The sequence below is a fragment of the Fodinibius saliphilus genome, from assembly GCF_005869845.1.
GTDB classification, from domain to species: domain Bacteria; phylum Bacteroidota; class Rhodothermia; order Balneolales; family Balneolaceae; genus Fodinibius; species Fodinibius saliphilus.
Genome location: NZ_VAWF01000001.1, coordinates 1316845 through 1343021, shown reverse-complemented (window position 1 = coordinate 1343021; position 26177 = coordinate 1316845). Strand labels below are relative to the sequence as shown.

Here is a 26177-nt window from a genome sequence, read left to right as displayed (position 1 = left end):
CTGGGTGAAGTGGGCCAGAGAGTTACCTAATGGAAATACGACTATAACCATAACTAGCCCCACAAATCACTGGGGTACAGAATATCAATGGAACTGTTAACTCAATAACGTCAGACTCTCTACTTTTGGCTGGTACATAAATGGGGAGGGGCTCAAGATCATGTTTATTCTAATGGGACAATCAAATGTAGGCCTTGAATATTATATCGGAATGTAATGAAATTTATTTTTTTTATTTCTTTTTTTAGCTTTTTGTTGCAACAAACCCTTTCGGAGAGGTTCTAATATGTAAAGAGTAAGATAAAAAATACTATGAAAGAGAAGGTAAGGCAAAATGGTGAATAGCGATTATGCGCAGGCATTACTGCAATTAACTAAATGGTATTTGTGGGCAGGTACGTTTTGAGGATGATTGTGACAACTGCTTTGAAAGCGGTATTTCTGTGTGGGTGGGCAAGGAAGGAGAAGTTATACCACTACCAGCAGATATTGATGAAATAAAACCTCTCATTCCGTGTGTGGAGTAGCAGAAAAAATTATTCTTCTTAGTGTTCTTTCTTGTGCTTTTGTGGTCGTCATACCAGTAGAGGATCTTCAGTGCCCAATGGCCCACGAGGTGAGTTGATTACTACATTGGGGGGGGTAATAACGATTTTTATAATGATTTGCTGCTTATGTAGTTCAATAGGTTATTGCTTATTCATTAACAACTTCTAATGTAACAAACCCCTTCCATACTACTCTTGTAATATTACGTGAGTCTTTTAAAAGAGTAAGATCGTACTTGGCCCTGGCTATTTATCCATTGCAAAGAGAGTAATAAAAACGATTTGTTTAACGACCATATTGACATATCGTTGTAGCTATTTAAATAGCATGTTTGTCTCACCAAAGACATAACATATACCTATTAGAACATGCTTTCGGGATTTTCCGAAAGCTTTAGAGAAGTTATTTCAGGTGGTAACTAAGGTATTACCTGAATAACCTTTTTTAATGTGGGGTGAAATGATTTCGGGAAGGTTGGATGGAAGTAATTTGACTTTAGAAATAATATAAATGTGTACTAACTTGGGTTGGTCGCCTTTAATCTGTTTTTTGATATTTTGATACAGCCCAATTTTTTACTGACATGGTATCAAGACTATTCCATAGACGTTACTTTATTTCTCTTAGCTATTTATTGGTAGTAGTAATAGGCATAATCGCTTGGCAGAATATTGCCTTGGAGATGTCGCCTGACTTAAGCTTGCCTTCAATTACCGTTAACTATAGCTGGGGCAGCACTTCCCCTGAAGTAATGGAGAAGGAGGTTTCCAGGCCGGTAGAGCAAGCTGCAAACAGGTTGCGTGATGTAAAGCGGATAGAATCAATTTCTCGGGAAGGGCGTGCTAATATAACAATAACATTTAACCGTAATGCCCCCATTAAGTATCGCAAAGTAGAGCTGCAGGAATACCTGTTTGCCTTGCAAGAAAAACTCCCCCCAATGTGCGGCAGCCATCTATTAGTCGACGGGTACCCGAAGAGTTGCAAGATATGCAGACTTTTGTTGTGTATTCGCTGAGTGGAGATCGCCCGGTGCGTCAACTCCTTGACTTCGTTCGGAAAAAAATACGTCTCCCGTTACTCGGGATCGAAGGTATCGCAGATATCGAGATTAACGGTGCTCGTGACCCGGCACTGATGGTGGAGTTTGATACCGACTTGCTCGAACGATACAACATCAATACGAGTCAAGTTATGAGGAGTATTCGCAAGAAAATGAAGTGGCGTTCTTCTGGATATATTGAATCTTCTGGTCGTCGGATTAGTATGTTGATAGAACCACAGTTCGATAAAATTGAGGATGTACGAAGCCTTCGGTTGAGTCTACCGAAGACAGAGCGCACAGTAACGTTGTCATCTATAGCTGATGTAAATATCAGGGACTATCCTGCCAAAAGATTGAAAAGAATTAACGGGAGTCCGGCGCTGAGCATGAGTTTTGTTAAGGAAAGTGGCGCTGATGCCATAGGGGTGGCAGAAGAGATTCGTAGTCGAATGGATCGTATTTCTCAGGAGATCGCTTCTGACATGACGATTCAGCTGGAGGAGGATGCAACCGAACGGCTGCGTGATCAGTTTGTAAATCTTCAATACCAGGCTCTTATCAGCTTATTGTTGGTATTCTGTATTCTGCTGGTGTTTATTCGGCGATTGCGTGCTCCTTTTGTGATCCTGGGAAGTATTGTTTTTTCACTATTGATGAGTGTAGGGATGCTCTACTTTATAGGATATACGCTCAATATTATTACGCTGGCGGGACTTACGGTTTCGTTGGGGATGATTATCGACAATGCCGTGGTGGTCTTTGAGCAGGTCAACCCCGGCTTACCTGATGCTCGTGAGGAGCGCTTGAGTCATATCCAAAAGCAGCTGCCTCGTGCCCTCGTACCTATATTGGGCAGTACCTTTACTACGGTAGGCATTTTTATCCCCCTTTTCTTTGCAATGGAAGAGCTGCAGCTATTCCTGGTACCGCTGGCGGTAGCACTTTCGTTAACACTGATCTCATCTGTTCTTATCGCCTTAAGCTGGATTCCCTATGCCCTGATTTGGATTATTCCCGCTCAGCCAGAACAGAAAACAACCGGATGGTATCGCCTGAAAAACGGCTTGTTTGGTAAAGTAAGACGCTTTTTACTGGGGCTTTTTGTGTGGCGTCACCGCTTGCGATGGTTCTTTTATGCAGCATTGATATTTGCAATTGGAATTCCACTTTTTGCCATCGAAACCCCGGACTGGGAAAAGGAGACAGCCTGGCCAGAATTTACGCAGGCCTATTTTGATAACCGTGATGACATCGATCCCTGGATAGGGGGTATTAGTTACCAGTTTTTTAATGAGACCTATTTTGGAAGCCCGTGGGGCGGACGCGACCGGCAACAGCGTATCTATGTAAGCATTCGAACTCCGCAGGGAACACCGTTGGAAGAGATTGATAAGATGGCACGTAATTATGAAAAAATAGTCAAACCCTACGAAGAAGCTTTTTCATTCTATGAAACATCCATTTCTGAATATAGCGGGGCACCCCTGTTATTTTATATCAAAGATGAATACCTCAGACGTACCGAACCGTATATATTTTATGCCGAGGCAATGTTTTTGGCAGCAAAAACAGGCAATTCAGCTATTTCAGTAAGTGGGTTGGGGGATGGTATCAGTACCGGTTTTGGGAGGCTCTTCTATGCACAGAATTTCACTTACCGGCTATTCCTATGATGAACTTCTTCAGCTGGCCAAAGATCTACGCAGTCGTCTTGAACGTAACCGGCGGGTCAAAGAAGTGGATATCCATGGCACGGGAAGCTGGTGAAGTCGCGATGACCTGTATCAGTACTATTTACAGTTAAATGATCAACAATTGGCACTGCATGGATTAAACAGACGTGAGGTCTTATCCGCAATTGCTTTGGATGTATGGAGATAATATATATAAAGCAACGATATCCAGTTGCAGGCCTATCAGGATTCTGTAGGTATTTTGTTTGAGCATGATCTGGTACCGACAACTCCCGTCAAATTGTATTTCGATGATGAGGGAGAAATTCAGTCGATGGACCATATGGGAAGTGGGGGGAATATAGAGCACTTTGTTGAACAAATCGTCTTGTAATGATTTCCTGTTGTAATCTTCAACCGTTTTTTACGCCAAACAAAAATCTGCTCATTAGAAAGCTTGCCCCTTTTGGTTGTTTACTTTCGAAATTATATGGATTTTTCTAATCCAATAGTTTTGTGGAATATTTAGAAGGCAAAATTCCACACAAGTTAATTCCTTTCACTGGTATGAGTCTTATCGAATCATTCTTATATTAGATCACGATTATAAAGTAGAGACTACAGTTACAACTCTACTTATTATTGAGCAGTAATAGTGATTTAATAACGTGATTTAGAAAGTATTTATGACCAACAAGGTGAACGAACAAACAGGGGCTGAGGAGATCCGGTGGGACCTTTCTGATCTCTATGAATCTATTGATGACCCCGCACTACAGGATGATAAAGAAAAAGTAATAGAGCTGGCCGATGCCTTTATTGATGATTATAAAGGGAGTATAGCCGATCTCGAAGCCAATGAGCTTAAAAAGGCCTTGGAAAAGTACGAACAGTTGCTGGAAATAATAAGCAAGATTGGCTCTTATGCTCATCTTATCTGGTCTACCGATACCAATAATCCGGAATACGGAAAGTTGATGCAGGAAGCGAAAGAGCTTTCCTCAGAGGTTCAGCAGAAACTGGTATTCTTTGATGTCGAATGGCTGGATGTGGATGATGAACGGGCACAGGCGCTCATTGATAGCGAAGAACTGGAACACTACCAGCATTACCTGGAAACATCAAGGCGATACAAGCCTCACATCCTCAGTGAAAAAGAGGAGCAGGTGCTCTCTGCAAAGAAGGTGACGGGTAGCAGTGCCTGGAATCGTTATTTTGACGAGACTATGGGGGCGGCGCGATTTGAACTGGACGGTGAAACACTGACCCAGCAAGAGGTGCTAAGTAAACTGCATGAGCCGGATCGTGAGCTGCGCAAAAAGGCCCATGCTTCGCTCACCAACACTTTTAAGGAGCACAGCCGTACGCTTACCTTTATTTTTAATACCCTGCTGGCCGACAAACATACCGATGACAAGCTGCGCAATTACGACAGCTGGATATCGTCACGCAATCTTTCCAATGAGATCGATGACGAAACCGTTGATATCTTGGTCAGCTCGGTGACGGATAACTACGATATCGTTCACCGTTTCTATGATTTGAAGCGAGAGCTGCTGGGCTATGATGAGCTCTATGATTACGATCGGTATGCACCGCTGCTAAAAAATGAAAAAGAAGTACAATGGGATGAAGCCCGTGATATGGTATTGGATTCCTATTCCGACTTCCATCCCCATATGGGAACAGTGGCCGGAGAATTCTTTGAACACAACTGGATTGATGCGGCCATGAAACCGGGCAAACGCGGCGGGGCCTATTCTGCCAGTACCGTTCCATCTGTGCATCCTTATGTGTTTATGAACTATGACGGAAAGGTTAGAGATGTACAAACATTGGCCCATGAGCTGGGGCATGGAGTCCACCAGTTCTTGTCTCGAGAACAGGGCATGTTACAAGCCAGTACGCCACTAACGACTGCGGAAACCGCTTCTGTATTTGGAGAGATGTTGGTTTTTCAGCGATTGATGAGTAAGCTTGACGACCCCAAAGAAAAACTGGCACTGCTCATCGGCAAGATTGATGATAGTATTGCCACTGTTTTCCGGCAGGTTTCCATGAACCGATTTGAGCATGCCATGCATACCCATCGGCGAGAACAAGGCGAGCTCACAACGGATGACTTTTCACGGCTTTGGCGCGAAACGCAAGAAGATATTTATGGAGATGCGGTAACTTTAACCGAAGGCTATGATATCTGGTGGAGTTATATACCCCACTTTCTGCATACCCCCGGTTATGTATATGCCTATGCCTTTGGAGAGTTATTGGTACTGGCTCTTTACGATGAGTACACGCGCTCACAAGACGGTTTTGCCGAAAACTATATGGATATGCTCCGTACCGGAGGCTCAGACTGGCCTGAGAATATCGTAGGGAAAATGGGACTCGATATCACGAAGCCGGATTTTTGGACTAAAGGTCTGAATGCGATAGCACGGATGGTAGAAGAAGCAGAAGAATTGGCTAATAAGATAAATAACTAGGAATGGAAAATTACGCTACGGCACGTGAAAAAGATCGGTCGAATGCAGAAATTATGGGGCAAAAACGCCAAGAAAAAGCACTGCGAGAGTTTAAACAGGTACTCGAAGATTTAATGTTTCTGTTGCGAAGCGCCTCTGATATGGAAACAGCCTATATGTATTGGGTAAACCGGTCGCGCGAGCAGTTTGTGATGGAAACAAAATCTACCGTGCTAGATAATGTGATGTTTAAAGATCGTATTGGCTTTGAAAATCATTTTTTAAAGGATTTTAAAGATCTGGACGAGCCTACAGCTATTGAAATAGGTGGTGATTTGCCCGCTTCTCAGTTTTCACACTATTACAGTGAGGTACCAGTACGTTATGTGACACTGCTTCCATTTGTTAATAATGGAGAGACAGTGGCTATTACCGTTCTTGAGTCTAAGGATCACATTTTCACGGAAGATAAAAGTGATGTAATCTATTCCTATATCAATGCACTGCGGAATGTATTGAATACCTACCTGGAAATTAGTGATTTGTATGAGCAGCAGGATGAATGGATTGATTATGAAGAATTACTGGCAAATATTGAAGTCCGTTGTCATCGTTCAGAAATGGTAAAGCGGTTACTAAATACAATCCAAACGTTTTTACATGACGGTGGAGTCTCGTTTATCACGCGGGGTATGGATAGTTGGTGCAATGTTATGAATGCTGATGAAGCTAAGTATGCGCCTCCTATCGGTATGCAGGTGGAAGAGCGGTCTCTTGCTTATGAGGCTGCCGAACAAGGCGAAGCTGAATTTGCCATACATTTCAATAACAATCCCAAGCGACTTTCCCCCCGTGAACTACATTCCGAGGGTGCATCAATGGCTATTCCATTGATGATGAAAGATCGTCGACAGGGGGTGGTACTGGTGTATGATAAGAATCCACTGATCTTTAAAGAATCTACCAAGCATAAACTTATTAATTTAGTTCGTGTTGCAGCCTTGCAAATGCAGGCCAATAATCCTAAAATGGATCTTGATGCTTCTGTTTTTACCAACAACTATAATGCATTTCTGCCTGATTTATGGGAGAAAACCGTGAATTCGGAATTACATCGATTGACCAATGGTTCGCATAAGTATCATTCATGGTTTGGGTTGGTTACGATCTCTAATGTGCCAGAACTTCGAACAAAATTGCGACTAGAGCAGCTTAACCAGATGCAATGTGATCTTATTTCTGCTTTTAACCCCAGTCAATTCGGGTATCCGGGGATTCTGGGTTATCATTCTGATTACGTTTATACTTTTTTCCTGCAAAATAAGGATGAGCAAACAGTCAAAGATTGGACATCTGCCCTCAAGAGGAAGTTTTCGGAATCATTTGAGCTTAAAAATGGTATACATATTGAAACAGGTATTAAAGTAGGATATGTTCGTATCGACGAAAGCTATGATGATTCCTACCAATTGTTGTCTAACGCAAAAACAGCGCTTTCACAAGCATTGAAATCCAATAAAAATGAGGCGATTTAATTTATGGGAAATTGCTATGTGGTTGTTATTGATGGATTAGGCGTAGGAGCTCAAGAAGATGCCGATGAGTATGGCGACGAAAATGAAAATACACTCGGCCATCTTTGTGAAGAGACGGGTTGTAAATTACCCAACTTACAGCGGATGGGGCTGGGAAATATAATACCCCTTAAGTCAGTGCCTATGGAATCGGAACCGCTTTGTGCTTACGGAAAAATGCGAGAAGTTTCGGCAGGGAAAGACTCAACGACGGGGCACTGGGAACTGGCAGGTGTACAGCTTAATCGTGCCTTCCCTACCTATCCCGACGGGTTCCCTGATGAAGTTATTCAACAATTCTGTGAAGGTATTGGTGAGGATAAGGTGTTGGTTAATAAACCATATTCCGGTACTGAAGTGATAGACGATTATGGAGAGGAACACCTTGAAACAGGATATCCCATCGTTTATACTTCTGCCGACAGTGTTTTTCAGGTAGCTGCACATATAGATGTTACCCCGGTAAAAACATTATATGAATGGTGTGAATTTGCTCGGAAAGAGGTATTGCAGGATGAGCATGGGGTTGGGCGTGTTATTGCACGACCGTTTGAAGGCGAACCGGGTAATTTCAAAAGACTCTCTAATCAGCGTCATGATTATTCGATGAGCCCGCCTGATTATAATATTGTAAATAGGCTGAAGCAGGAAGGCATTAAAACTTACTCTATTGGTAAAGTCGTCGATCTTTTTGGAGGTAACGGATTTACTCAATTTCGGCGTACCAAGAGTAATGCTGAAGGAATTTCTCAGCTTTTAAGTTTGATGTCGGCGGCTTCTGATAGCTTTGTATTTGTAAATCTGATTGATACCGATCAAAAATATGGACATCGCCTTGACCCTGCGGGATATGCCGAGTGTTTGCAAGAGATTGATAGGGCTATACCTGCTATAGTAAGTAAACTTAATGAAGATGATATTTTGATCATTACTGGCGACCATGGTAATGACCCGACCTCCGAAAGTACTGATCACAGCAGGGAATTTGTGCCCGTACTATTGTTTCCCGCTAAAAAAGGAAAGGCAGTAAATCTTGGAACGCGCGACACCTTTAGTGATGTTGCTACAACGGCAGCTGACTTCTTTGAGGTAGATGCTGAATATCCGGGAACTTCGTTATTATAATATTCTTTAAACAGAAATAGAATAATAGCTAGAATGTTACGTTTATAACCCTTATATTGTAGAGATTGATAAGTGGATTTAATCCAGTGCAAAAATATTATCTCATCCCAGTATAGTTTGATCATTTTTGAAAGAAAAATTTGGTATGATCAAATAATGCTTCTTACACAATAAACCCTAATTTAATCCCTCAAACCCAGTGGCTAGAAGTTCAGGTATTTCTACTCGAGAATCGGAATCGCTCGATCGCTACCTACAAGAGATTGGAAAAGAAAAGCTGATTACCCCCGAAGACGAGGTTAGATTGGCAAAAGAGATTCAAAAAGGTAGCCAAAAAGCTCTTGAGGATCTTACAAAAGCTAATCTCCGCTTTGTTGTTTCGGTGGCAAAACAATATCAAAACCAGGGGCTTTCTCTCGGTGACCTTATCAATGAAGGGAACCTCGGTTTGATTAAAGCAGCTAAGCGATTTGATGAAACTCGTGGTTTTAAATTTATTTCATACGCCGTTTGGTGGATTCGTCAGTCTATTTTGCAGGCTTTAGCCGAGCAAAGTAGAATTGTACGTCTACCACTGAACCGTGTTGGAGCACTGAATAAGATCGGCAAAGAGCTCTCAAAACTAGAACAAGAGTACGAACGTGTTCCGTCGGCAGCAGAATTGGCCGAGAGTTTGGACATGACGGTTTCTGAAGTTGCTGATACGCTTAAAATATCAGGGCGCCACCTTTCAGTGGATGCTCCCTTTGCACAGGGCGAAGATAACCGACTATTAGATGTACTCGAAAACGAGGAAACACCCGATCCGGATACGGATTTGATGGGTGAGTCGCTCAAAGTAGAAATTGAACGTGCACTCTCAAAGCTTACCAATAGAGAAGCAGAAGTAATTCGTCTCTATTTTGGTATTGGGCGTGAACATTCTCTTACACTCGAAGAAATTGGTGAACGTTTTGATCTTACACGCGAACGTGTACGGCAAATTAAGGAAAAAGCGTTACGTAAATTGCGCCATCACAACCGCAGTGCAGCGCTGAGAGCATATCTCGGATAGTATATTCTACGTGTTTATTTCAAAAGCCCCGTTTTTACGGGGCTTTTTTTATTTCCGACACTTTTTGATAGACTGCATTGCTATAAGACTAATATATAGATCTCACTCGTTGATATATCTATGAAACGCTTAGTATTAATAATAATATTTATTGCAGGGGTATCTATCGAGATATCAGCACAAACCTTGCCTTTCCGCACCTATTCAATTGAACGAGGGCTTAGTGAATCGGTTGTGAATGATATGATACAAGATGATGATGGCCACTTGTGGATAGGAACAAGCTATGGTCTTAATCGCTTTGATGGGATCTCTTTTGACAATTTCTACAGTGAGGATGGATTGTCAAGTAATAAAATATTTTCTCTATATGAGGCTAATAATGGACTGGTATGGGTAGGTACTAGCAAGGGGGTAAATATAATTAGAAAGGATAGTATTTATACTCCTCCCTATTTAAAGTCTCTGAATGCAAGTACTATTCTTTCAATATATCAAGATGATATAGGTGATTTTTGGTTTGCAACAGATGGGGAGGGAGTTTGGCATTTAGATAGTGAAAAGAAAGTTAGTCAATATCGTCAGATTCATGGAATGGGGTCAGACCGTATTCGTGATATTATCCAAGATGCTAATGGCGTTCTTTGGTTTGCTACTCGAGATGGATTGACAAAGTTGGAAAATGGGAATTTCCGAACATTTACGAGGCGCCATGGGTTGGCTGATGATCGGTTAAGAGATGTAGAAATTTCAAAAGATACCTTGTGGGTAGCCAGCAGGGGTGGATTGTGTCATTTTACCAATAATGCCTTTCGCTGTTTTACAGAACAAGATGGATTGGTAAACAATCGAATCCAGTCAATATCCAAAGATAATGATGGGAACTTATGGTTAGGTACCGAAGATGGGGCTAGCCTTTTTGAAAACGGAAATTTTACAAACTATTCGGTTGAGGAAGGGTTGGCGAATAATATTATTTATGCAACCCATTACGATCATGAAGGGAATATTTGGTTTGGAACGTTCGGTGGTGGTATTACCATATTCCTGGGGAACCAATTTAGAAGCTATACGGTAGAGCATGGGTTGCCCAATAATGTGGTTACTTCAATTACCCAAGATCAAGATGGTCAGTACTGGGTGAGTACGTATGGGGGAGGGGTTGTCAGAATTAGAGATAATGAACTTTCAGTTTTGGATGTTGATAATGGGTTGGTCGATAACAAAGTGTATACTCTTAGTATAGATCAAGAGAATCGGCTTTTAATTGGAACACGCTGGGGCTTTAGTATTTATGAAAATGGCGAGTTTTACAACTATGATGAAGTAAAACTGCCCTATAGGAAAATAAGAACGGTAATTGCTGCTAAAGGGAGTGATGGAATATGGTTAGGCACATATGGAGAAGGAATTATTCACTATGTAGATGGTAAATTTAAACAGTATACTGAGGATGATGGGTTAGCAAATAATACAGTACTGGCGCTTGAAGAAACCCCTGACGGAACGCTTTGGGTAGCTACATATGGCGGCATTAGCAAGCTGAAAAATGATACATTTACTAACTATTCAATTGCAGATGGCTTACCCAATAATGGCGTTTTAGACCTATACACAGATAGTTCTGAGGCAGTATGGATTGCTACATTTGGAGGACTTGCACGGCTTAAAGATGGGCGTATTGAGACTATTACCACAGCTAATGGTCTGCCAAACGAGGTTTGCTATTTCATTGAACGGGATGATCGAGGATTCTTTTGGATCGGTACAAATAAAGGGGTCATACGTTTTGATTATGAGGAGTATTCGTCTAACGTAGAAAATACTACACAGAGCTTTAAATTGTTTACCCAGGACCAAGGATTGGTAGCAAATGAAATGAATGCAGGGGCCGTGTTTAAGGATCGTGATGGGCATCTTTGGTTTGGAACGGTAGGAGGGGTGACTGAATTTAACCCCAACTTTGAAAAGAATGATGATACCCCGCCTCATGTGCATATTGAAAACATAGAGGTTTCTGGTAAAGCGATTCCTTTGGAGCAGAATTTAGAGATAGGGAGTGACAATCATAATATCACCTTTGAGTTTATAGGTATTAGCTTTTCGGCTCCTGAGCAAGTCATGTATGAATATCGCCTTAAAAATTCAGGTGAGGGATGGCAAAAAACGAAACAACCTTCGGTACGCTATTCTGCATTAATGGCGGGAGACTATACTTTTGAGGTGAAAGCACAAAATTATAATGGAAAGTGGAGTAGAGAAACTGCAAAGATACGGTTTACGGTATTAGCCCCATTCTGGCAACAATGGTGGTTTATCGGTATTGTGATTCTCACTATACTGGCAATAGTCGCGTTTATCTATAATTATTATCGTGTTCGGAAAATGGTTGATATTGAACGAATGCGTGTACGAATTGCTAGTGATTTGCACGACGATGTGGGATCTTCTCTTACCGAAATAGCATTACAGTCTGACTTTTTACAGACCATGGATGTTTCTGATGGATTAGAAGAATCACTTCAACAGATTGGTGCGCAGAGTCGTAAAATTGTTTCTAGTCTTGATGATATTGTCTGGTCAATTGACGCCCGTAATGACACTATGGGAGACCTTACTGATAGAATGCAGGATTATGTAAATAATGTACTTTCGAAACTAAATGTTCATTATCATTTTGATGGAGATATGCAGGCAAAATTAGAAGTATCTCACAAAGAAAATCTATATCTTATTTTTAAAGAGGCTATTAATAATATTGCTAAGCATTCTAATGCCGATACCGTTAGTATTTCCCTTGCAATGGAAGATCAAGGTTTTATGTTAAGTGTAAAGGATAACGGTACAAGCAGTACCAATGATCGTAAAAGCGGACAGGGACTTCGTAACATGGAAATGCGAGCGAACCGTATTGATGCAGATATTATATTTGAATCTGAAAATGGATTTGAAGTACGAGTAGAGAAATTCGATTAGGTGAAAAATGTTATTGATTGTAGTTAAATAGGTAGTTATATGAGTTCAGTTATAGGAATTGTAGAAGACAATAAAAAAATCCGAGGATTAATACAGCGTTATTTGGATATGCAGGATGAACTCTCATGTCCAGTTGCTGTAGATTCGGTAGAAGAGATGATGGAGTATCTGGAAGACCATCCTGCTCCGGATGTATTGCTTATGGATATCCAGTTGCCGGGGATGTCGGGTATTAAAGGGATGGGAATCATTAAAGAAAAATACTCGGATATAGATATCATTATGCTTACTGTATACCATGACTCTCATAAAATTTTTAATGCACTACGAGCAGGGGCTTCCGGCTATTTATTAAAACATACTTCTTTACCGGAAATAAAAGAGTCTATTCTAAAATTATTGGATGGTGGTGCCCCAATGTCGCCGCAGATAGCTCGTAAAGTGATTAACCATTTCCAGGAAAATGCGCCAAAGAAAAATACCGATTCCGATCTTACCCCCCGTGAACATGATATTGTAAATGGTCTTGTTGATGGATTGAGTTATAAAATGATTGCAGATCGTTATGACATTTCTATTGATACGGTACGGGCTCATATCCGAAATATTTATAAGAAATTGCATGTTAATTCTAAAGCAGAAGTTATTGCTAAATCCCTAAAGGGAGAGATTTAGCACTTTTCTTATATAACATGGACATGTGATTGTCGACTTGCTTTAACTCCGTTAATATTAAAGTGGATTTTAAAAAATGTCAGTCAGGTAGAACGTTTCTGATGTGAACCTCAAGCTTATAGCGGGGCTTATTATGAAGTTAGTAAAAACTTTAGTACTCCTATTCTTTTCGCTTTTTGTAACGGGTTGTTATACCCAGCTACAGTATGGACAAACGGTGAAGAAGGTTACGGATCGGAGTCAACAGTCTACACGGACTAGCGATGTTGAGCAAAATACTCATATCGAAAATCAGTCCGCAGAAGAGCAATACGAGGAGGGAAAGGAATATATTCCCGTTTACTATAAAGATTACGAGTACGCTGAAAAATATCTCGACTGCCTGTGTAGCCCCTATACAAAGTATTATGCATTTGATAGTTATCCTGGTTATTTACCATGGTTTGATTATTATAGCTTTAATCGGCGTCATAGTTTTTGGATGAGTCCACATTTAGCTTGGCATATGCGGCACTATCATAGGGCTCCATTTTATGGGAGTCGGTTTGGATTCCGCTTGACGCTCTCTTGGGGTTCATTTTACCATCCTTCTATTTTTTATAGTCCCTATTTTTATGACTTTTATTGGCATCGATACCATTCATATGCTTATTACAACCGATATTTTTACCAAGGTGCTAGCCGTTCTTATTATTATGGAAACAGAGGAAATAATACCGGCATAAATCGTCGTTATCGAACTAGGGATATGAATGGCAACTGGGTAAGAGAAAGAAAGGTTCGTAGCCGTTCAAGATCTGATATACGATCAAGAGGTAACAGTTCTCGTAGTAGAACATTAGATAGATCTTCATCAAATAGTACGGTAACTCGTAGCCGAAATGGAGTTAGAACTAGAGTGAGAGATAGGAGTAGTAATACAAGGAGCCGAGGTAATAATGATGGCAGCAGTAGCAGGGTAGTTAGAAAACGTACCGATGACAATAAGGAGTCTGTACGTACCAATAAAGACGGTCGTCTGCCAAGGGTAAGGGTTCAAAGCCTAGATAATGGTCGCACCTTTCGTAGTTCGAAGAGAGCACAAGAAATACAAAGACAACTGAAAGCAGTGAAGGTGCAGCGTTCTAATAATCGTAATAGTAGAACCCAAACTACATTCTTTAACAGGCTCAAAAACTTTTTTGAACAAGGGGTAAGTAATCGTAAGGCTTTAAGGGATAATAACTGGCCACGAAGGATTCGAAATAAAAGCCGTTCAAGTCATTCTGTTTTCGATCGTAATACTAGTAGTAATCGTTCATCAGTAGGTAGGCGCGGATCATCTACTACCACTACTAAATCAAGATCCCGATCTGGTAGTCGAAGCAGAAGTAGGGGATCATCTGGTGGAGATTCTGATAACGGACGAAGTCGAAACAACTAACATCTTTTAGTAAAAGACTTTTATCTTTCTAAATACCAATATGCAGTACCGAAAGTATGTCAAAAAAAATAGTCATCCTTGTATTATTTATAGTTTATCCTTCATTATTACAAGCACAGAATTTAGATCAAATTTTACAATATAGTCTCGAGTATCCCTCATATGATGCTGTAAGCCTTGTTGTACCTGCGGTAAGTCAATCATCAGGGTTCGGGGGATACCAGGATAACCCGGCATCGATGGCGCTTGTTGATAAAAGTTACTTCTCAGTGGGTCTTAGTAACCGTTATATCGATGATACTAGTACATATCTCGATAATAAAAGTACTTTTTCAAGTAGCGAAACAAATATCGGAGATCTGGGCTTTATTTATAAAGTACCAACCGTACGGGGTAGTATGGTCGTTGGGGGCGGATATAGTCAATCAACGGATTTTAACAAGGTTTTTAGAAATAGCGGCTATAATAGTAGTTCTACTATTACAGACTTATATGCGAAGTTTCCCAAGAGTGTTAGTTTAAATGAAGCCGCTTATAATACTTTTGCTATTGAAGATGTAAATAACGACAGTTCCGTATCCATTCTTAGATTCGGTGATAGCTTTTCCAATTATCCTGGAATAAATCAACATATTGAGCTTGTTGAAAAAGGAGTTCAGGGAGAGTATTCCCTCTTTCTTGCAACAGAAGTATTAAAAGATATGTTTTTGGGAGGGGCTATAGGGTATTCGCGAGGTACCTATACTTCGGAAAGAGAATTTCTGGAATCCGACCAGCGAAATAACTACGATGGCCAATTTATAGATGTAGATGGTGATGGGCAGTTTGAAACGGATATTGATAACATACTGAGTATTCAGACCATTGAAACGGAGTTGCAAGCATTTCAGGCACGTGTGGGCATAGTTTATAAACCAATTGAAAGCATAAATGTGGGAATAAGTTATAAGTTTCCATCGGTTGTATATATTGATGAACGTTTTACTACATCAATTACGACCTCTTTTGATGATGGGACAAAGTCTGAAACGGTAAAAGCAAGCGGGAACTATTATTATGATACCCCTTCTGAGGTAAAGGAAGCTGCAAGTCTGAGTAAAATATATAAGCCTGCAAAAGTAAAAGGGGGAATGATGGTAGCAGCTATGGATAATTTTAGCATCTCCATTGCTGCAGAATATACTAGGTATTCTAAAACAGAAATAGATTTTGAAGAACCAGATCAAAGCATAACGGAGACTAGAATTAATAGACTTATTAGTTCTAGCTTTGAAAATATTATTAATCTGCGTATGGGGTTAGAATATGCCATTAATGAGCAATTGACTCCCCGTTTAGGTTATGCTTATATGTCGGGTCCAAGGAGTGGGATAGGAAAGGAAAAACAGTTTATAAATGGAGGTTTTACAGCGGAATTAACAGAAGGACTGTTATTTGACTTAGGAGTACAGTTTAGCTTTTGGGAAGAAGAGAATGTACTCTATAAAACGTCTCGGGTTCAAGCGAGGATAGCAGAAAACGTTTCACGATTACATGTTATGGCAAGTATTAGAATGACCTTATAAAATATGTATCCTAACCATGGCAATACCCCTCGAAAGGGAGATCGTTGATAACGATCTCCCTTTTCTATATAGTTTAATTCCTAGTTAAGGTCTTGGAAGTACCTACATTAAATTTAGCCCAAACGGGATAGTGATCACTGGTTGCGGTGCCGTAGTTGGTAATAAAAGAATCGTCAAACTGGAAAACATTCGTGCTTTTATCGATATAAAAACTATATAGCTCATCACTCATACTAATATGATCAATCATATCATCATAGCGAACAGTTGATGACTTTCCTGCCTGTGTTAATGTATTTGTGATAACCTGAAAAGTTGTGTTCGCGACAAATGGTTCGTATGGAGTTTCGGCATAATCTCCTTCGCTATAATAGAAAATAGATTCATCAACATCATCATTATAGTCACCTAACAGGATAATATTAGCATCCGGTTTTTCATTTTGCAAATAATCATAAAGGTCCTGCGCTGCTTGTTTTCTGCGATTATATGCCTCTTCATATTCTTCGGCATTATCTCCCGTATTAGCTTTGGCATGTATTACAATAGCATAAAACTCTTTGCCTGAATTCTTATAGCTGAATTGGAAATATAGCGGTAATCGACCGGCCCAGGCATATTCACTTTGTCCCTGCGTAATAGGCCCGGTAGAAATAGAGTCGATGGTATTGGTATTGTAAACAAAGCCTGTTTTTTGGATCCAGTCGATATGATTTGCAACAAAACCTTGATAGCCTTTCATGTTTGAGGCAATATCTTCAATTGCTTTCTGGCTATAGACTTCTTGGAAAGCATACAGGTCGGCCTTTAGAGAATCGGTAACACTGAGGATGTTTTTGGTTTGCTGTAGTTCATCGGACGGACCGTTTCCTTCGTCACCGTCTCCGTACCATTCAATATTCCAAGTCACCGTTTCGAGTGTGTCGTCTGCTGCTACCGGATCGTTAGGTGTTATTTGTGCTTTTGGATCTTCTTTATCCTCAGGCGGAGGCTCATATTCCGTACCGCATGCATTAAAAAAAATTAGGAGTAGTGAAACGGGAATAAGGGTAAGTTTAAGTTGTTTCAAATGCTGCAAATGTAAGTTATTTATTGGTCTTAGGGTTAATACTTAATACAGGGCTTTTAACGTGACGAACGACATTTGTTGTAGTACTTCCCATCATAAGATAATCGATTCCAGTACGTCCAACAGTAGACATTACGATAAGGTCATGAGGATTTTTCAGATTGTAATTTAGTATCGCCTCATGAGGTGTTTCTGGGGAGACAATAACTTTGGTTTCAAGTTGATCTCCCAGTTCATGCATTCCTTCTTTTGCCAATACTCGAAGACGTTGTTTGCGAAGCTCTGTTTGGGATTCATCAGGTTCGTCTTCATGCTGTGGGTCGTAGGCCATAACATTGACGAGCTCGAGTTTGGCATTCGCTTTTTGGGCAATCTCCATAGCAACAGGAAAAGCTGCTTTTGAATGATCCGAAAAGTCGGTGGTAACCATCAGTCGGTCTAGGTTTGAAAGTTCTCTTTCTTCGTTTACAATAAGTACCGGGACATGTGAAAGGCGAAGTACTTTTTCTGAGACCGAACCGAGGAAAAAACGAGAGAACCCGGTACGCCCGTGGGTAGTCATTACGATCATGTCGAAATCTTTAGCGTCTTCGACAATGGATTGGGCAGGGTTACCAATGGAAATAAGGGGTTCTGTTACTAGACTTTCATCAATTGCTTCTATTGCTAGGTTTGATAGTCGTTCATGAAGGGCATCTTCAATCTCATCATAGCTCTCTATTGAGGTAGTTCCCATACCAAACATATAGGGGCCGCCGTCTACTTCATTTAAGGGGAGGTATGAGTGGAAGGGAGTAATTGTTCCATCAAATAAGTCAGCTAATTTTTGTGCCGAATGAAGAGCTCGAGCTCCTAAATCTGAAAAGTCAAGGGGGACAAGTATTTTGATGTTTTCCATGATGATAGAAGTAAGTTAAATTTGAAACGTTAAAATACGAATTTAACTAGATTTTTAGAACCATCCTTTATGTTTAAAGTAGAAAATCATAACTACGGCTGAAGCAACCATAAGTGATAATGAGGCCGGATAGCCCCAGTACCAACTAAGTTCTGGCATATTGTAAGGGCTAACTTGCGGATCAAAGTTCATTCCGTAAATACCCGCGATAAATGTTAAGGGAATAAAAATGGTAGCGATTACGGTGAGAACTTTCATTACTTCGTTCATCTTATTACTTGTATAAGACATATACATATCATGCAATCCAAGTATCATATCTCGATAATTCTCGATAGTATCAATAACCTGGATTGTATGATCATAGACATCACGAAGATATAACTTTGTATTATCTTCTATGAATTTTGAGTCATCTCGAATGATCGAATTTATAGCATCACGCAAAGGCCATACTGTTTTTCGAATGTGTATAATTTCTCTTCTTTTTTTGTGAATATCTTCAAGCAACTGATCTTCAGGCTCTTCTAATAGCTGTTCTTCTAAGGTCTCAATTTCGCTAGCAATATTTTCTATGACATTGAAGTAATTATCAACTACTGTATCAATAAGGGCATATGCGAGATAATCGACATTGTGGCTACGAATACGTGATTTTTTCTCAGCCATCCGTTTTCGTACCGGTTTAAAGTGATTGGTATCTGTTTCTTGAAAAGAGAGAATAAAGTCTGAACCCAATACAATACTTATTTGCTCTGTTTGAATATTTTGATGGTCTTCAGAATAGGTTAGTAATCGTAAAACAAAGAAGATGCAATTATCATAAATCTCAAATTTAGGACGTTGAGAGGTATTGACAATATCTTCTTGGATTAAGGGATGAAGACCAAAGAAATTCCATATGGATTTTAGCTTTTCAATATCGTGAAGTCCCTGGGTCCGTATCCATGTTTTGGTAGAACTGTCGAGATATGGAAGGGCATTTTCTATATTGTCAATGATAAATTCTTCGTAATGATCGGCATCATAGTCTTCAACTGTAATTTTAATCTCTTCCATATGCCGTTCACCGATATGCTCTACCGTACCGGGGGCTGTTCCGGGAGTTAACTGCTTTTTACTTTGACGAAATCGGATGGAGGGCAACAGATGATGGAACTTATTTTGAGAAGCCATATTTCAGCAATTTGGTTAACATGATACCTCTAATGTGTCTAAGCTTAGAAGATTAAACAAACTGGATTCTTTAACATTTCATTAAATATGCTAACGGTTTTTATCACGGTTACGCTTTTGTAAAATCCAGTGAATAATGGGAGGAGCAAAAAAGATGGCAATGATAATATTTCCGGTATAGATATAGATGATTGCTGCTATAAGCAGGCAGATTAACAGGATAATAAATGAGACCAGGTAGGTTTTTTGCTTTGCGTCCATAACGGCTTGTTAATTGAGTTGAACATACTGAAACTACAGGCAAGATCAATGTAATCAAAATGAGAAGTCCCGCACTCTTAACGGGACTTCTCTAATACGCAAGAACTAAATGATTAGGGTACTAGTCACTGAGGGTGCCATTTTTGGCAGCTTTTTTGAGCTTTTCGTTTGCATAAATAGCAACTTCAACCCGACGATTCTGTTGACGCCCGGCCTCTGTATTATTAGAAGCGATAGGATCGTTTTCGCCGTAGCCAATAATCTTCATGCGCCCAGAATTTACATTTACAAAGGCAGTATATTTGGCCACAGATTTTGCTCGTTTCTCAGATAGTTCTTTGTTATAGCTTTTTGAACCGGTATTATCGGTATGACCAGTGAAAAGGATATTGGTGTCATCATATTTTTTAAGCGTTTCGGCGAGCTCTGCAATATTCTCCTTTGACTGTTCTCGGAGGGTATATGAGTCAACATCAAATAAGATACCAGAGTCAAAGGTGATTTTAATCCCTTCTCCAACGCGTTCCACTTTAGCATTTTCGAGATCTTCTCGCATTTCACGAGCTTGGCGATCCATATAGTTCCCGATAGCAGCACCGGCAGTACCGCCTACTGCGGCTCCTATAATAGCACCTTTGACAGTATTATCTCCTGTGGCTTTTCCAATAAAAGCTCCTGCCAAGGCTCCAGCTCCTGCTCCAACTGTGCCGCCTTTGGCTGTTTTACTCCAGTTTTTACAGTTTCTGGCGGTAAGTGATAATATTCCTAGACAAAGTATAAATGTTAGTAGCTGTTTTGATAGTTTCATACCTGTAATATCTGTTGTGATTCATTCATCTCATGAATATTAAATCCAATATGACAGATATTGTTACCCATAAAACTAGGTTGCTTCTTGTCGTAGTACTTCGAGAGGCGTTTTTTTGTAGATGCTACGACTGTTAAACATCCCAATGAGAATAGTGAGTCCTGTTAACACCACAGTACCAACAGAAATCACCCATAGATTTGGTGTGAATGTAATATCGAAATAGAAGTACCCTAATAAACTGGTGGCACCTAATGATAATATAAGGCCCGTTAAAGAAGAGAGAATACCCAGAAACAGGTACTCAACGGATAATATTTTCAATATCTGCTTTTTGCTAGCCCCGATTGTCCGCAATAACACACTTTCTTTAATACGTTGAAAGCGACTGGTAGCTACAGAACTACCCAACACAATAAGCCCCGTGATAATGCTAAAGAGTGCCATAAATTGTACGGCAAATGAGATTTTATCAATAAATTGATTAATCGTTTCCAATATGCGACTCACATTTATTGCCGATACATTGGGATACTTACGAACCACCGTTTGTTGTAGCTGGGCAGAGGCTTCCTGATTAGGGGTGCGTGTAACAGTGACGTAGATCTGCGGAGCCGGTTCCAACACGCCGGTTGGAAAGAGCATAAAGAAGTTGGGTTGAACACGTTGAAAATCAACTTCCCGAATACTACCTACATAAGCTTCAATAGGTACGCCCTGTACATCAAAAGTAAGGGAATCTCCAATAGATAGATTTAAATCTTCAACAATTTGTTTGGCTGCAGAAACGGGGACCCGGCCAGTGTCGGGAGCCTGTCCAATCCATTCTCCTTTAAGTAGTGTTTCTGACCCTATTAATGAATCTCGATAGGTAGATCGGTATTCTCGCCGCAGCGCCCAGCCTCGAACTTTAGTGGTAGTATCTTTGGTAATTTCTTGAACGCCGCGGCCGCGCAGAGAGTCCAGCCGCATCGTGACCATCGGTACATTTTGGACAACCGGAACGTTCTGTTCGTTTAGAATTGTATTTATTCCCTCATTTTGATCAGGTTGAATATCAAAGAAGATAAGGTTAGGGGCATCTTCGCGAGTTGCGAAATCTAGTTCTTCCATCAGCATATCCTGGCTAAAATAGAGCGTACTTACCAGTAACATTCCCAATCCCAGAGAGAGCATCAGAGTAGTGGTCTGGTTATGAGGACGATACAAATTTGCTAATCCCTGGCGCCAAACGTATGTCCAGTTCGAAGGAAAAAAACGTCGAACTAATAACATCAATCCCTTTGCCACTAGAAATAGTAATCCGAAAGAAACAACCATTCCAATGGTAAAGATGCCACCGACTTGCCAACTTTCTGTAAGCAAGCTGGCATACCCCATCACAGTAAGCGTGATTGTCAGATAGATGATACCTTTTGTTTTGCGAGGCAGCAGTGAAGTTATCGTACCTTCAACTTTACGTAGTGCATACAAAGGAGAGCTTTTACGTAGGGCTAGCAGTGGTAATAAAGCAAAGGCCAGGGCCACACCAGTGCCGGTAAACAACCCCAACCCAATAGCTAACCATGAAATAGTTAGTTCCACATTAACAGGCAGGAAATCACTTACCAAACCGGGAAGCAAATATTGTATCCCAATCCCCAAAATAGTACCTGCCAAAGCACCTAAAAATCCCAGCACGATAGCTTGTATGAGAAAGATACTCATCGTTTGATTTGATGAGGCCCCAAAGCAGCGCAGGACGGATGCGGTTTCAATTTTTTGATTAATATATACATGAATAGAACTTGCAACCCCTATACCACCAAGAAGAAGGGCAATAAAGCCGACGAGATTTAAAAACTTTCCGAGATTCCCAATGGCTTCCCCAATCTCTTCGCGTCGTTCTTCTACGGTTTCATAGTCAATATCCATAGCTAAACTCTCTTCAAGTGAGTCCAGTTTAGCCTCAATAGGTGCTAGGTCTCTGCCGTCAGAAAATTTAAAGTACTGTTTATACTCTATTCGGCTCCCGCGTTGAACAAGTTTTGTTGAATCCAACATTGAATGGGGGATAAAAATACGGGGGCCAATCATCGATGCCGCAGCAGCTTCACCGGGTACTTTGGTAATTGCACCACTTATTGCAAAGGTTACGCTACCCACCTTAACCGAGTCGCCAACTTCAATGCCAAACTGGGTCATAAGAGCTTGGTCAACCAGCGCTGTAGTGTCAGATTTGAATTGTGAGGCTGCAGCACTGGGTATCGTTTCCAGTGTGCCATAAAAAGGGAAGGCACCCTTTAGCGCGCGGATATTGGAGAGACGAGAATTTCCTCCTTTTGGGAAAAGAACCATAGAAGGGAATTCCGTTATTTGAGCCTGTTCACCGCCAAGTTTATTGAAATATGCTGTGAGGGTATCAGGTGGAAGCTGTTCAGTCTCAATCTCGAGATCGGCACCCAAAAGTTCTTTTGATTGATTATTGATCGTGGTATTTAAGCTGTCGCGAAATGAGGTAATGGCAACTTGTGCAGCCACACCTATGATAATGGCTGATATATAAACAAAAAGCCGTTTTTTATTAGACCGAGCATCGCGCCAAGCCATTTTCCATGACCAACCAGAAAAAAAAGAAGACATATAAGTAAAGTAAGATCTGCGTTATTTTAACTGTTCTGCTTCAGGAGAGGTAACCCACTCATCCTTAAATATTTTCCCATTTTTTAACCTGATTATACGCTGACATTGTTTAGCCAGGGAAAGGTCGTGTGTTACAAGAATAAGGGTAGTACCGAGTGATTTGTTGAGATCAAAGAGTAGGTTTTCAATTTTTGAACCTGTTTCGGCATCAAGGTTTCCCGTAGGTTCATCAGCAAATAGTATTTTAGGCTTATTAATAAAAGCCCGGGCAATAGCTACGCGCTGCTGCTCACCTCCTGAGAGTTGGGTAGGGTAGTGTTGAAACCGATCTCCAAGACCAACCTTTGTCAGTAGTTCTTCGGCTTCTTCTTGTACTTCAGATGATTTTATTCCCCGCAGTTCCAGGGGAACCATCACATTTTCCAAAGCCGTCAACGTAGGAACAAGTTGAAAGGTTTGAAAAACAAAGCCTACATGCTTATTACGGACCTCTGCTCGTTCATCTTCATCGAGTGGTCCCAGTGGTACCTCGTTAAGTGTTACCTGCCCCGTTGTTGGTCGGTCAAGTCCGGCACATAATCCCAGTAAAGTGGTTTTGCCACTACCCGAAGGACCGACTACAGAACAAATTGTTCCTTCCTGTATCGAAAAATCGACATGATCAAGTACGGTAAGCTTATGATCACCATTCGTAAATTGTTGTGTAAGATTTGTAACTTCCAAAATTGGATTTGAACCCATAAAAATAATATCATAGTTAGATTATGGTTTGAAACAACTTCAAACGGTTGAATCATTCCGTTAAGAAAAGCGTTCCTAAGTTTTAATGAAAATGCTAAAACAATCTTTAACTTTTTTCTTCTTAATGAGACGATTTTTATTAGTATTTGTTATACTTCTCTTATTTCCACTGTTGCTTGCTGCTCAAGATTCGGAACAACGGATCCTCTTTTTTGGAGATAGTATCACGGCAGGTTATGGGATTAATACAAAAAAGGCTTTTCCGGCTCTGATACAACAAAGAATTGATTCGCTGGGATGGAATTTTCAAGCAGTGAATGCTGGATTAAGTGGGGAAACTTCTGCAGGAGGGGTTCGCCGGGTAGATTGGATGCTAAGACAACCGGTCTCTGTTTTTGTACTTGAATTAGGAGGGAATGATGGGCTTCGGGGTATTGATCTTGATGCCACTAAAAAGAATCTGCAAAAGATTATTGATAAAGTGGAACAGCAGTATCCCAAAGCTGAAATTATTATTACCGGTATGCAGGTGCCTCCTAACCTGGGACCCGAATACACAGAAAAGTTTAAAGAAATGTACCCTGAATTGGCAAGAAAGAATGATATTATCTTGCTCCCTTTCTTACTGAAAGGGGTGGCCGGAGATCCAGAGCTTAATCAAGCTGATGGTATTCATCCAACGGCAAAGGGACATGAAATAATAGCAGAGACGGTTTGGGATACCTTAAAACCCATATTGAAGAAAAAAAGAAAAGAAGAGACATACTCTAAATAGTTGAAAATATTCTTGTTATGCGAAAGCTTAATTTATCGATTCTAATAGTATTTTTAATCTGTTTTGTAGGGTTACAGCAGCACATAGAAGCTCAACACCTTGAGTATCAACCAAAGATTTTGTTAGTGACGGCACATCCTGATGATGATGCGCTTTTTGCTGCCACGGTTTTCAAAACAACCCATCTTTTGGATGGGAAAGTTGATTTAGCTCTTATGACCAATGGCGAAGGTGGATATAAGTACTCAACGCTGGGAAACTATATTTATGATCGCGAGCTGGATAAAGAAGAGGTGGGCCGCGAATATCTGCCGGCGATCAGAAAGCGAGAGCTGATGAAAGGAGGTGAGATTGTGGGAATACGTAACTATTTCTTTTTTGACCAGGTGGATGATAAATTCTCAAAAGATATATTAAATCCTTTAAACAGCTGGAATATTAGCTGGATTAAACAGCGACTTCATAAAATCCTTTCGGACCAACATTATGACTTTGTATTTACCATGATGCCATCGAAAGATACCCACGCCCATCATAAAGCTTCGGCTATACTTACACTGCAAGCTATTAACAAATTGCCAGAAGATGATAGACCGGTTGTGCTTACAACTGATATTGTTTCTTCTGTGGATGATACTACTGGTTATAGTGCCCTAGAAGGCTATCCGATTTCAGAGATAAATAAAGATCAAGGTCCCTTTCTGTTTGATCGCACACAAACCTTTGGCCACAATGATCGCCTTAGTTATAAAATTATCGGCAATTGGGTAATAGCAGCACATAAGTCGCAAGGAACGATGCAGATGTATATGGGCCGGGGTAATGTGGAGCAGTATTGGCCATATTCATTTAACAATGCACAACAGATTCAGAAAGCCAGAGATTATTTTAAGGCAGTGAATGAAATACCTATTTATAGGAATCCTGAGATCGATTTTGATAATGAATAGTAAATGATGATAAACATATAAAGCATTATCATCGGAAAAGGATAATAACGCTTTCTGGTGAAATTTACTTTTCTTCAACGTCATAATTGATAGAAACACGAGCCGAAACGCTAACCGTTTGGTCAAATTGCAATAAACTGCCGGAAGAAGGCATAGCAGCTTGTTCCATCATTTTTACCGGTCGGGGCGGATGCTGGTTATAGGAATAGTTGATGTTGGCAATACCAGATATAGTAAGTCCTGTTTCATCAGCTATAGTATCTGCTTTTTCACGGGCTAACTTCAGTGCCTTTTTTAAAGCGTTATCTTCACCTTTCTCTTTTTTACTGGATGAAAAGCTGCCACTAAACTCGTCAAAGTTATTTTTAATAAGGGTTAATTGGATTTCTTCATAAATGTCAAAACTACCCAGCGAGAGTATTACTGCTTGTTGGGTTCTAATTCGCTTTTTTTTCCTGTTTTGATAAGATCGATCATATTGTGAGTGGATAGATATAGGGTCAAAATTAATATTTTTATCTTTGATATCATGTTTTTTGAGCAATTCGACTAGCACCCTTTCGCGCTCTTTGTGCAGCTTATATACTTCTTGTGGGGTATCGGCTTCTGCATTTACGTTTATGCGAAAAGAGATTATATCAGCTGGTAAAAGTACCTGTGCCGAAGCATTTACAGAAATTTGACCCTGATTTTGAGCATGAGCTGTTCCAATGAAGACAAGTAACGAAAATAGTATTGTTATTACTCTCATAG

Annotated in this window: 20 protein-coding genes and 1 pseudogene; 13 read left to right on the top strand and 8 right to left on the bottom strand. The window is 40.4% G+C overall.

Annotation, left to right across the window (positions count from 1 at the left end; genetic code table 11):
- Nucleotides 1–1132 precede the first annotated feature (1132 nt).
- The 11 genes and pseudogenes from FCN14_RS05620 (at nt 1133) to FCN14_RS05580 (ending at nt 16124) form a co-directional block, all read left to right on the top strand.
- Nucleotides 1133–3267, top strand: a pseudogene (locus tag FCN14_RS05620) (efflux RND transporter permease subunit).
- Nucleotides 3233–3361 (top strand): hypothetical protein, encoded by a 129-nt coding sequence (locus FCN14_RS15990; protein ID WP_281280588.1) that lies wholly within the window; start codon nt 3233–3235, stop codon nt 3359–3361. The pseudogene FCN14_RS05620 and the gene FCN14_RS15990 overlap by 35 nt, the downstream one beginning before the upstream one ends.
- Nucleotides 3362–3499: 138 nt before the next feature.
- Nucleotides 3500–3661, top strand: a complete 162-nt coding sequence (locus tag FCN14_RS15710) for a hypothetical protein (RefSeq protein WP_171032823.1) — start codon at nt 3500–3502, stop codon at nt 3659–3661.
- Nucleotides 3662–3953: 292 nt separating this feature from the next.
- Nucleotides 3954–5753, top strand: a complete 1800-nt coding sequence (locus FCN14_RS05615; protein WP_138430148.1) for a M3 family oligoendopeptidase — start codon at nt 3954–3956, stop codon at nt 5751–5753.
- A 2-nt stretch (nt 5754–5755) separates the two neighbouring features.
- A complete protein-coding gene (locus FCN14_RS05610; RefSeq protein WP_138430146.1) occupies nt 5756–7267 on the top strand; it encodes a GAF domain-containing protein in 1512 nt (503 codons plus the stop codon).
- A gap of 3 nt (nt 7268–7270) precedes the next feature.
- Nucleotides 7271–8431, top strand: a complete 1161-nt coding sequence (locus FCN14_RS05605; protein ID WP_138430144.1) for a phosphopentomutase — start codon at nt 7271–7273, stop codon at nt 8429–8431.
- Between the two features lie 199 nt (nt 8432–8630).
- Entirely contained in the window at nt 8631–9485 is an 855-nt protein-coding gene (locus tag FCN14_RS05600; RefSeq protein WP_095607284.1) for a sigma-70 family RNA polymerase sigma factor, read from the top strand.
- Between the two features lie 120 nt (nt 9486–9605).
- On the top strand, nt 9606–12461 hold the full coding sequence (locus tag FCN14_RS05595; protein ID WP_138430142.1) for a ligand-binding sensor domain-containing protein: 2856 nt from the start codon (nt 9606–9608) through the stop codon (nt 12459–12461).
- Between the two features lie 39 nt (nt 12462–12500).
- Nucleotides 12501–13136: a response regulator gene (locus tag FCN14_RS05590; RefSeq protein ID WP_138430141.1), complete on the top strand. Its 636-nt coding sequence runs from the start codon at nt 12501–12503 to the stop codon at nt 13134–13136.
- Nucleotides 13137–13269: 133 nt separating this feature from the next.
- A complete protein-coding gene (locus FCN14_RS05585; RefSeq protein ID WP_138430139.1) occupies nt 13270–14559 on the top strand; it encodes a hypothetical protein in 1290 nt (429 codons plus the stop codon).
- A gap of 56 nt (nt 14560–14615) precedes the next feature.
- A complete protein-coding gene (locus tag FCN14_RS05580) occupies nt 14616–16124 on the top strand; it encodes an outer membrane protein transport protein (protein WP_138430136.1) in 1509 nt (502 codons plus the stop codon).
- A gap of 73 nt (nt 16125–16197) precedes the next feature.
- Here the strand turns inward: FCN14_RS05580 and FCN14_RS05575 are convergent, their stop codons facing one another.
- The 7 genes from FCN14_RS05575 to FCN14_RS05550 all read right to left on the bottom strand — a co-directional run bounded on the left by FCN14_RS05575 (nt 16198) and on the right by FCN14_RS05550 (nt 23699).
- Nucleotides 16198–17193, bottom strand: a complete 996-nt coding sequence (locus tag FCN14_RS05575) for an endonuclease/exonuclease/phosphatase family protein (protein ID WP_171032822.1) — start codon at nt 17191–17193, stop codon at nt 16198–16200.
- Between the two features lie 16 nt (nt 17194–17209).
- A complete protein-coding gene (locus tag FCN14_RS05570; protein WP_138430130.1) occupies nt 17210–18091 on the bottom strand; it encodes a universal stress protein in 882 nt (293 codons plus the stop codon).
- A gap of 54 nt (nt 18092–18145) precedes the next feature.
- Nucleotides 18146–19267, bottom strand: coding sequence for a magnesium/cobalt transporter CorA (corA, locus tag FCN14_RS05565; RefSeq protein ID WP_138430128.1), 1122 nt, complete (start codon nt 19265–19267; stop codon nt 18146–18148).
- Between the two features lie 90 nt (nt 19268–19357).
- Nucleotides 19358–19528 (bottom strand): hypothetical protein, encoded by a 171-nt coding sequence (locus FCN14_RS15705; RefSeq protein WP_171032821.1) that lies wholly within the window; start codon nt 19526–19528, stop codon nt 19358–19360.
- Between the two features lie 121 nt (nt 19529–19649).
- Nucleotides 19650–20336, bottom strand: coding sequence for a YiaD family glycine zipper/OmpA-like lipoprotein (locus FCN14_RS05560; RefSeq protein ID WP_138430126.1), 687 nt, complete (start codon nt 20334–20336; stop codon nt 19650–19652).
- A 75-nt stretch (nt 20337–20411) separates the two neighbouring features.
- Nucleotides 20412–22958, bottom strand: coding sequence for an ABC transporter permease (locus FCN14_RS05555; RefSeq protein WP_138430124.1), 2547 nt, complete (start codon nt 22956–22958; stop codon nt 20412–20414).
- A 21-nt stretch (nt 22959–22979) separates the two neighbouring features.
- Nucleotides 22980–23699 carry an ABC transporter ATP-binding protein gene (locus FCN14_RS05550; RefSeq protein WP_138430122.1) on the bottom strand — a complete coding sequence of 240 codons (720 nt, stop codon included), beginning with the start codon at nt 23697–23699 and terminating at the stop codon, nt 22980–22982.
- Between the two features lie 124 nt (nt 23700–23823).
- Between FCN14_RS05550 and FCN14_RS05545 the strand changes: the two genes are divergently transcribed.
- Both FCN14_RS05545 and FCN14_RS05540 read left to right on the top strand, forming a co-directional pair.
- Entirely contained in the window at nt 23824–24474 is a 651-nt protein-coding gene (locus FCN14_RS05545) for an arylesterase (RefSeq protein WP_138430121.1), read from the top strand.
- 17 nt (nt 24475–24491) lie between these two features.
- Nucleotides 24492–25424, top strand: coding sequence for a PIG-L family deacetylase (locus tag FCN14_RS05540; protein WP_138430120.1), 933 nt, complete (start codon nt 24492–24494; stop codon nt 25422–25424).
- Nucleotides 25425–25488: 64 nt separating this feature from the next.
- On the opposite strand, the gene FCN14_RS05535 is transcribed toward FCN14_RS05540, so the two are convergent.
- Nucleotides 25489–26175 (bottom strand): SIMPL domain-containing protein, encoded by a 687-nt coding sequence (locus FCN14_RS05535; protein ID WP_138430118.1) that lies wholly within the window; start codon nt 26173–26175, stop codon nt 25489–25491.
- Nucleotides 26176–26177 lie beyond the last annotated feature (2 nt).

Bases quoted from the DNA above. Each gene is read 5' to 3' on its own strand.
- FCN14_RS05580 (WP_138430136.1), top strand. From the start codon at position 14,616: ATGTCAAAAAAAATAGTCATCCTTGTATTATTTATAGTTTATCCTTCA.
- FCN14_RS05560 (WP_138430126.1), bottom strand. From the start codon at position 20,336: ATGAAACTATCAAAACAGCTACTAACATTTATACTTTGTCTAGGAATA.
- FCN14_RS05535 (WP_138430118.1), bottom strand. From the start codon at position 26,175: ATGAGAGTAATAACAATACTATTTTCGTTACTTGTCTTCATTGGAACA.
- FCN14_RS15990 (WP_281280588.1), top strand. From the start codon at position 3,233: ATGCACAGAATTTCACTTACCGGCTATTCCTATGATGAACTTCTTCAG.
- FCN14_RS05550 (WP_138430122.1), bottom strand. From the start codon at position 23,699: ATGGGTTCAAATCCAATTTTGGAAGTTACAAATCTTACACAACAATTT.
- FCN14_RS05545 (WP_138430121.1), top strand. From the start codon at position 23,824: ATGAGACGATTTTTATTAGTATTTGTTATACTTCTCTTATTTCCACTG.
- FCN14_RS05605 (WP_138430144.1), top strand. From the start codon at position 7,271: ATGGGAAATTGCTATGTGGTTGTTATTGATGGATTAGGCGTAGGAGCT.
- FCN14_RS05555 (WP_138430124.1), bottom strand. From the start codon at position 22,958: ATGTCTTCTTTTTTTTCTGGTTGGTCATGGAAAATGGCTTGGCGCGAT.
- FCN14_RS15705 (WP_171032821.1), bottom strand. From the start codon at position 19,528: ATGGACGCAAAGCAAAAAACCTACCTGGTCTCATTTATTATCCTGTTA.
- FCN14_RS05595 (WP_138430142.1), top strand. From the start codon at position 9,606: ATGAAACGCTTAGTATTAATAATAATATTTATTGCAGGGGTATCTATC.
- FCN14_RS05570 (WP_138430130.1), bottom strand. From the start codon at position 18,091: ATGGAAAACATCAAAATACTTGTCCCCCTTGACTTTTCAGATTTAGGA.
- FCN14_RS05610 (WP_138430146.1), top strand. From the start codon at position 5,756: ATGGAAAATTACGCTACGGCACGTGAAAAAGATCGGTCGAATGCAGAA.
- FCN14_RS05540 (WP_138430120.1), top strand. From the start codon at position 24,492: ATGCGAAAGCTTAATTTATCGATTCTAATAGTATTTTTAATCTGTTTT.
- FCN14_RS05590 (WP_138430141.1), top strand. From the start codon at position 12,501: ATGAGTTCAGTTATAGGAATTGTAGAAGACAATAAAAAAATCCGAGGA.
- FCN14_RS05585 (WP_138430139.1), top strand. From the start codon at position 13,270: ATGAAGTTAGTAAAAACTTTAGTACTCCTATTCTTTTCGCTTTTTGTA.
- corA (WP_138430128.1), bottom strand. From the start codon at position 19,267: ATGGCTTCTCAAAATAAGTTCCATCATCTGTTGCCCTCCATCCGATTT.
- FCN14_RS05615 (WP_138430148.1), top strand. From the start codon at position 3,954: ATGACCAACAAGGTGAACGAACAAACAGGGGCTGAGGAGATCCGGTGG.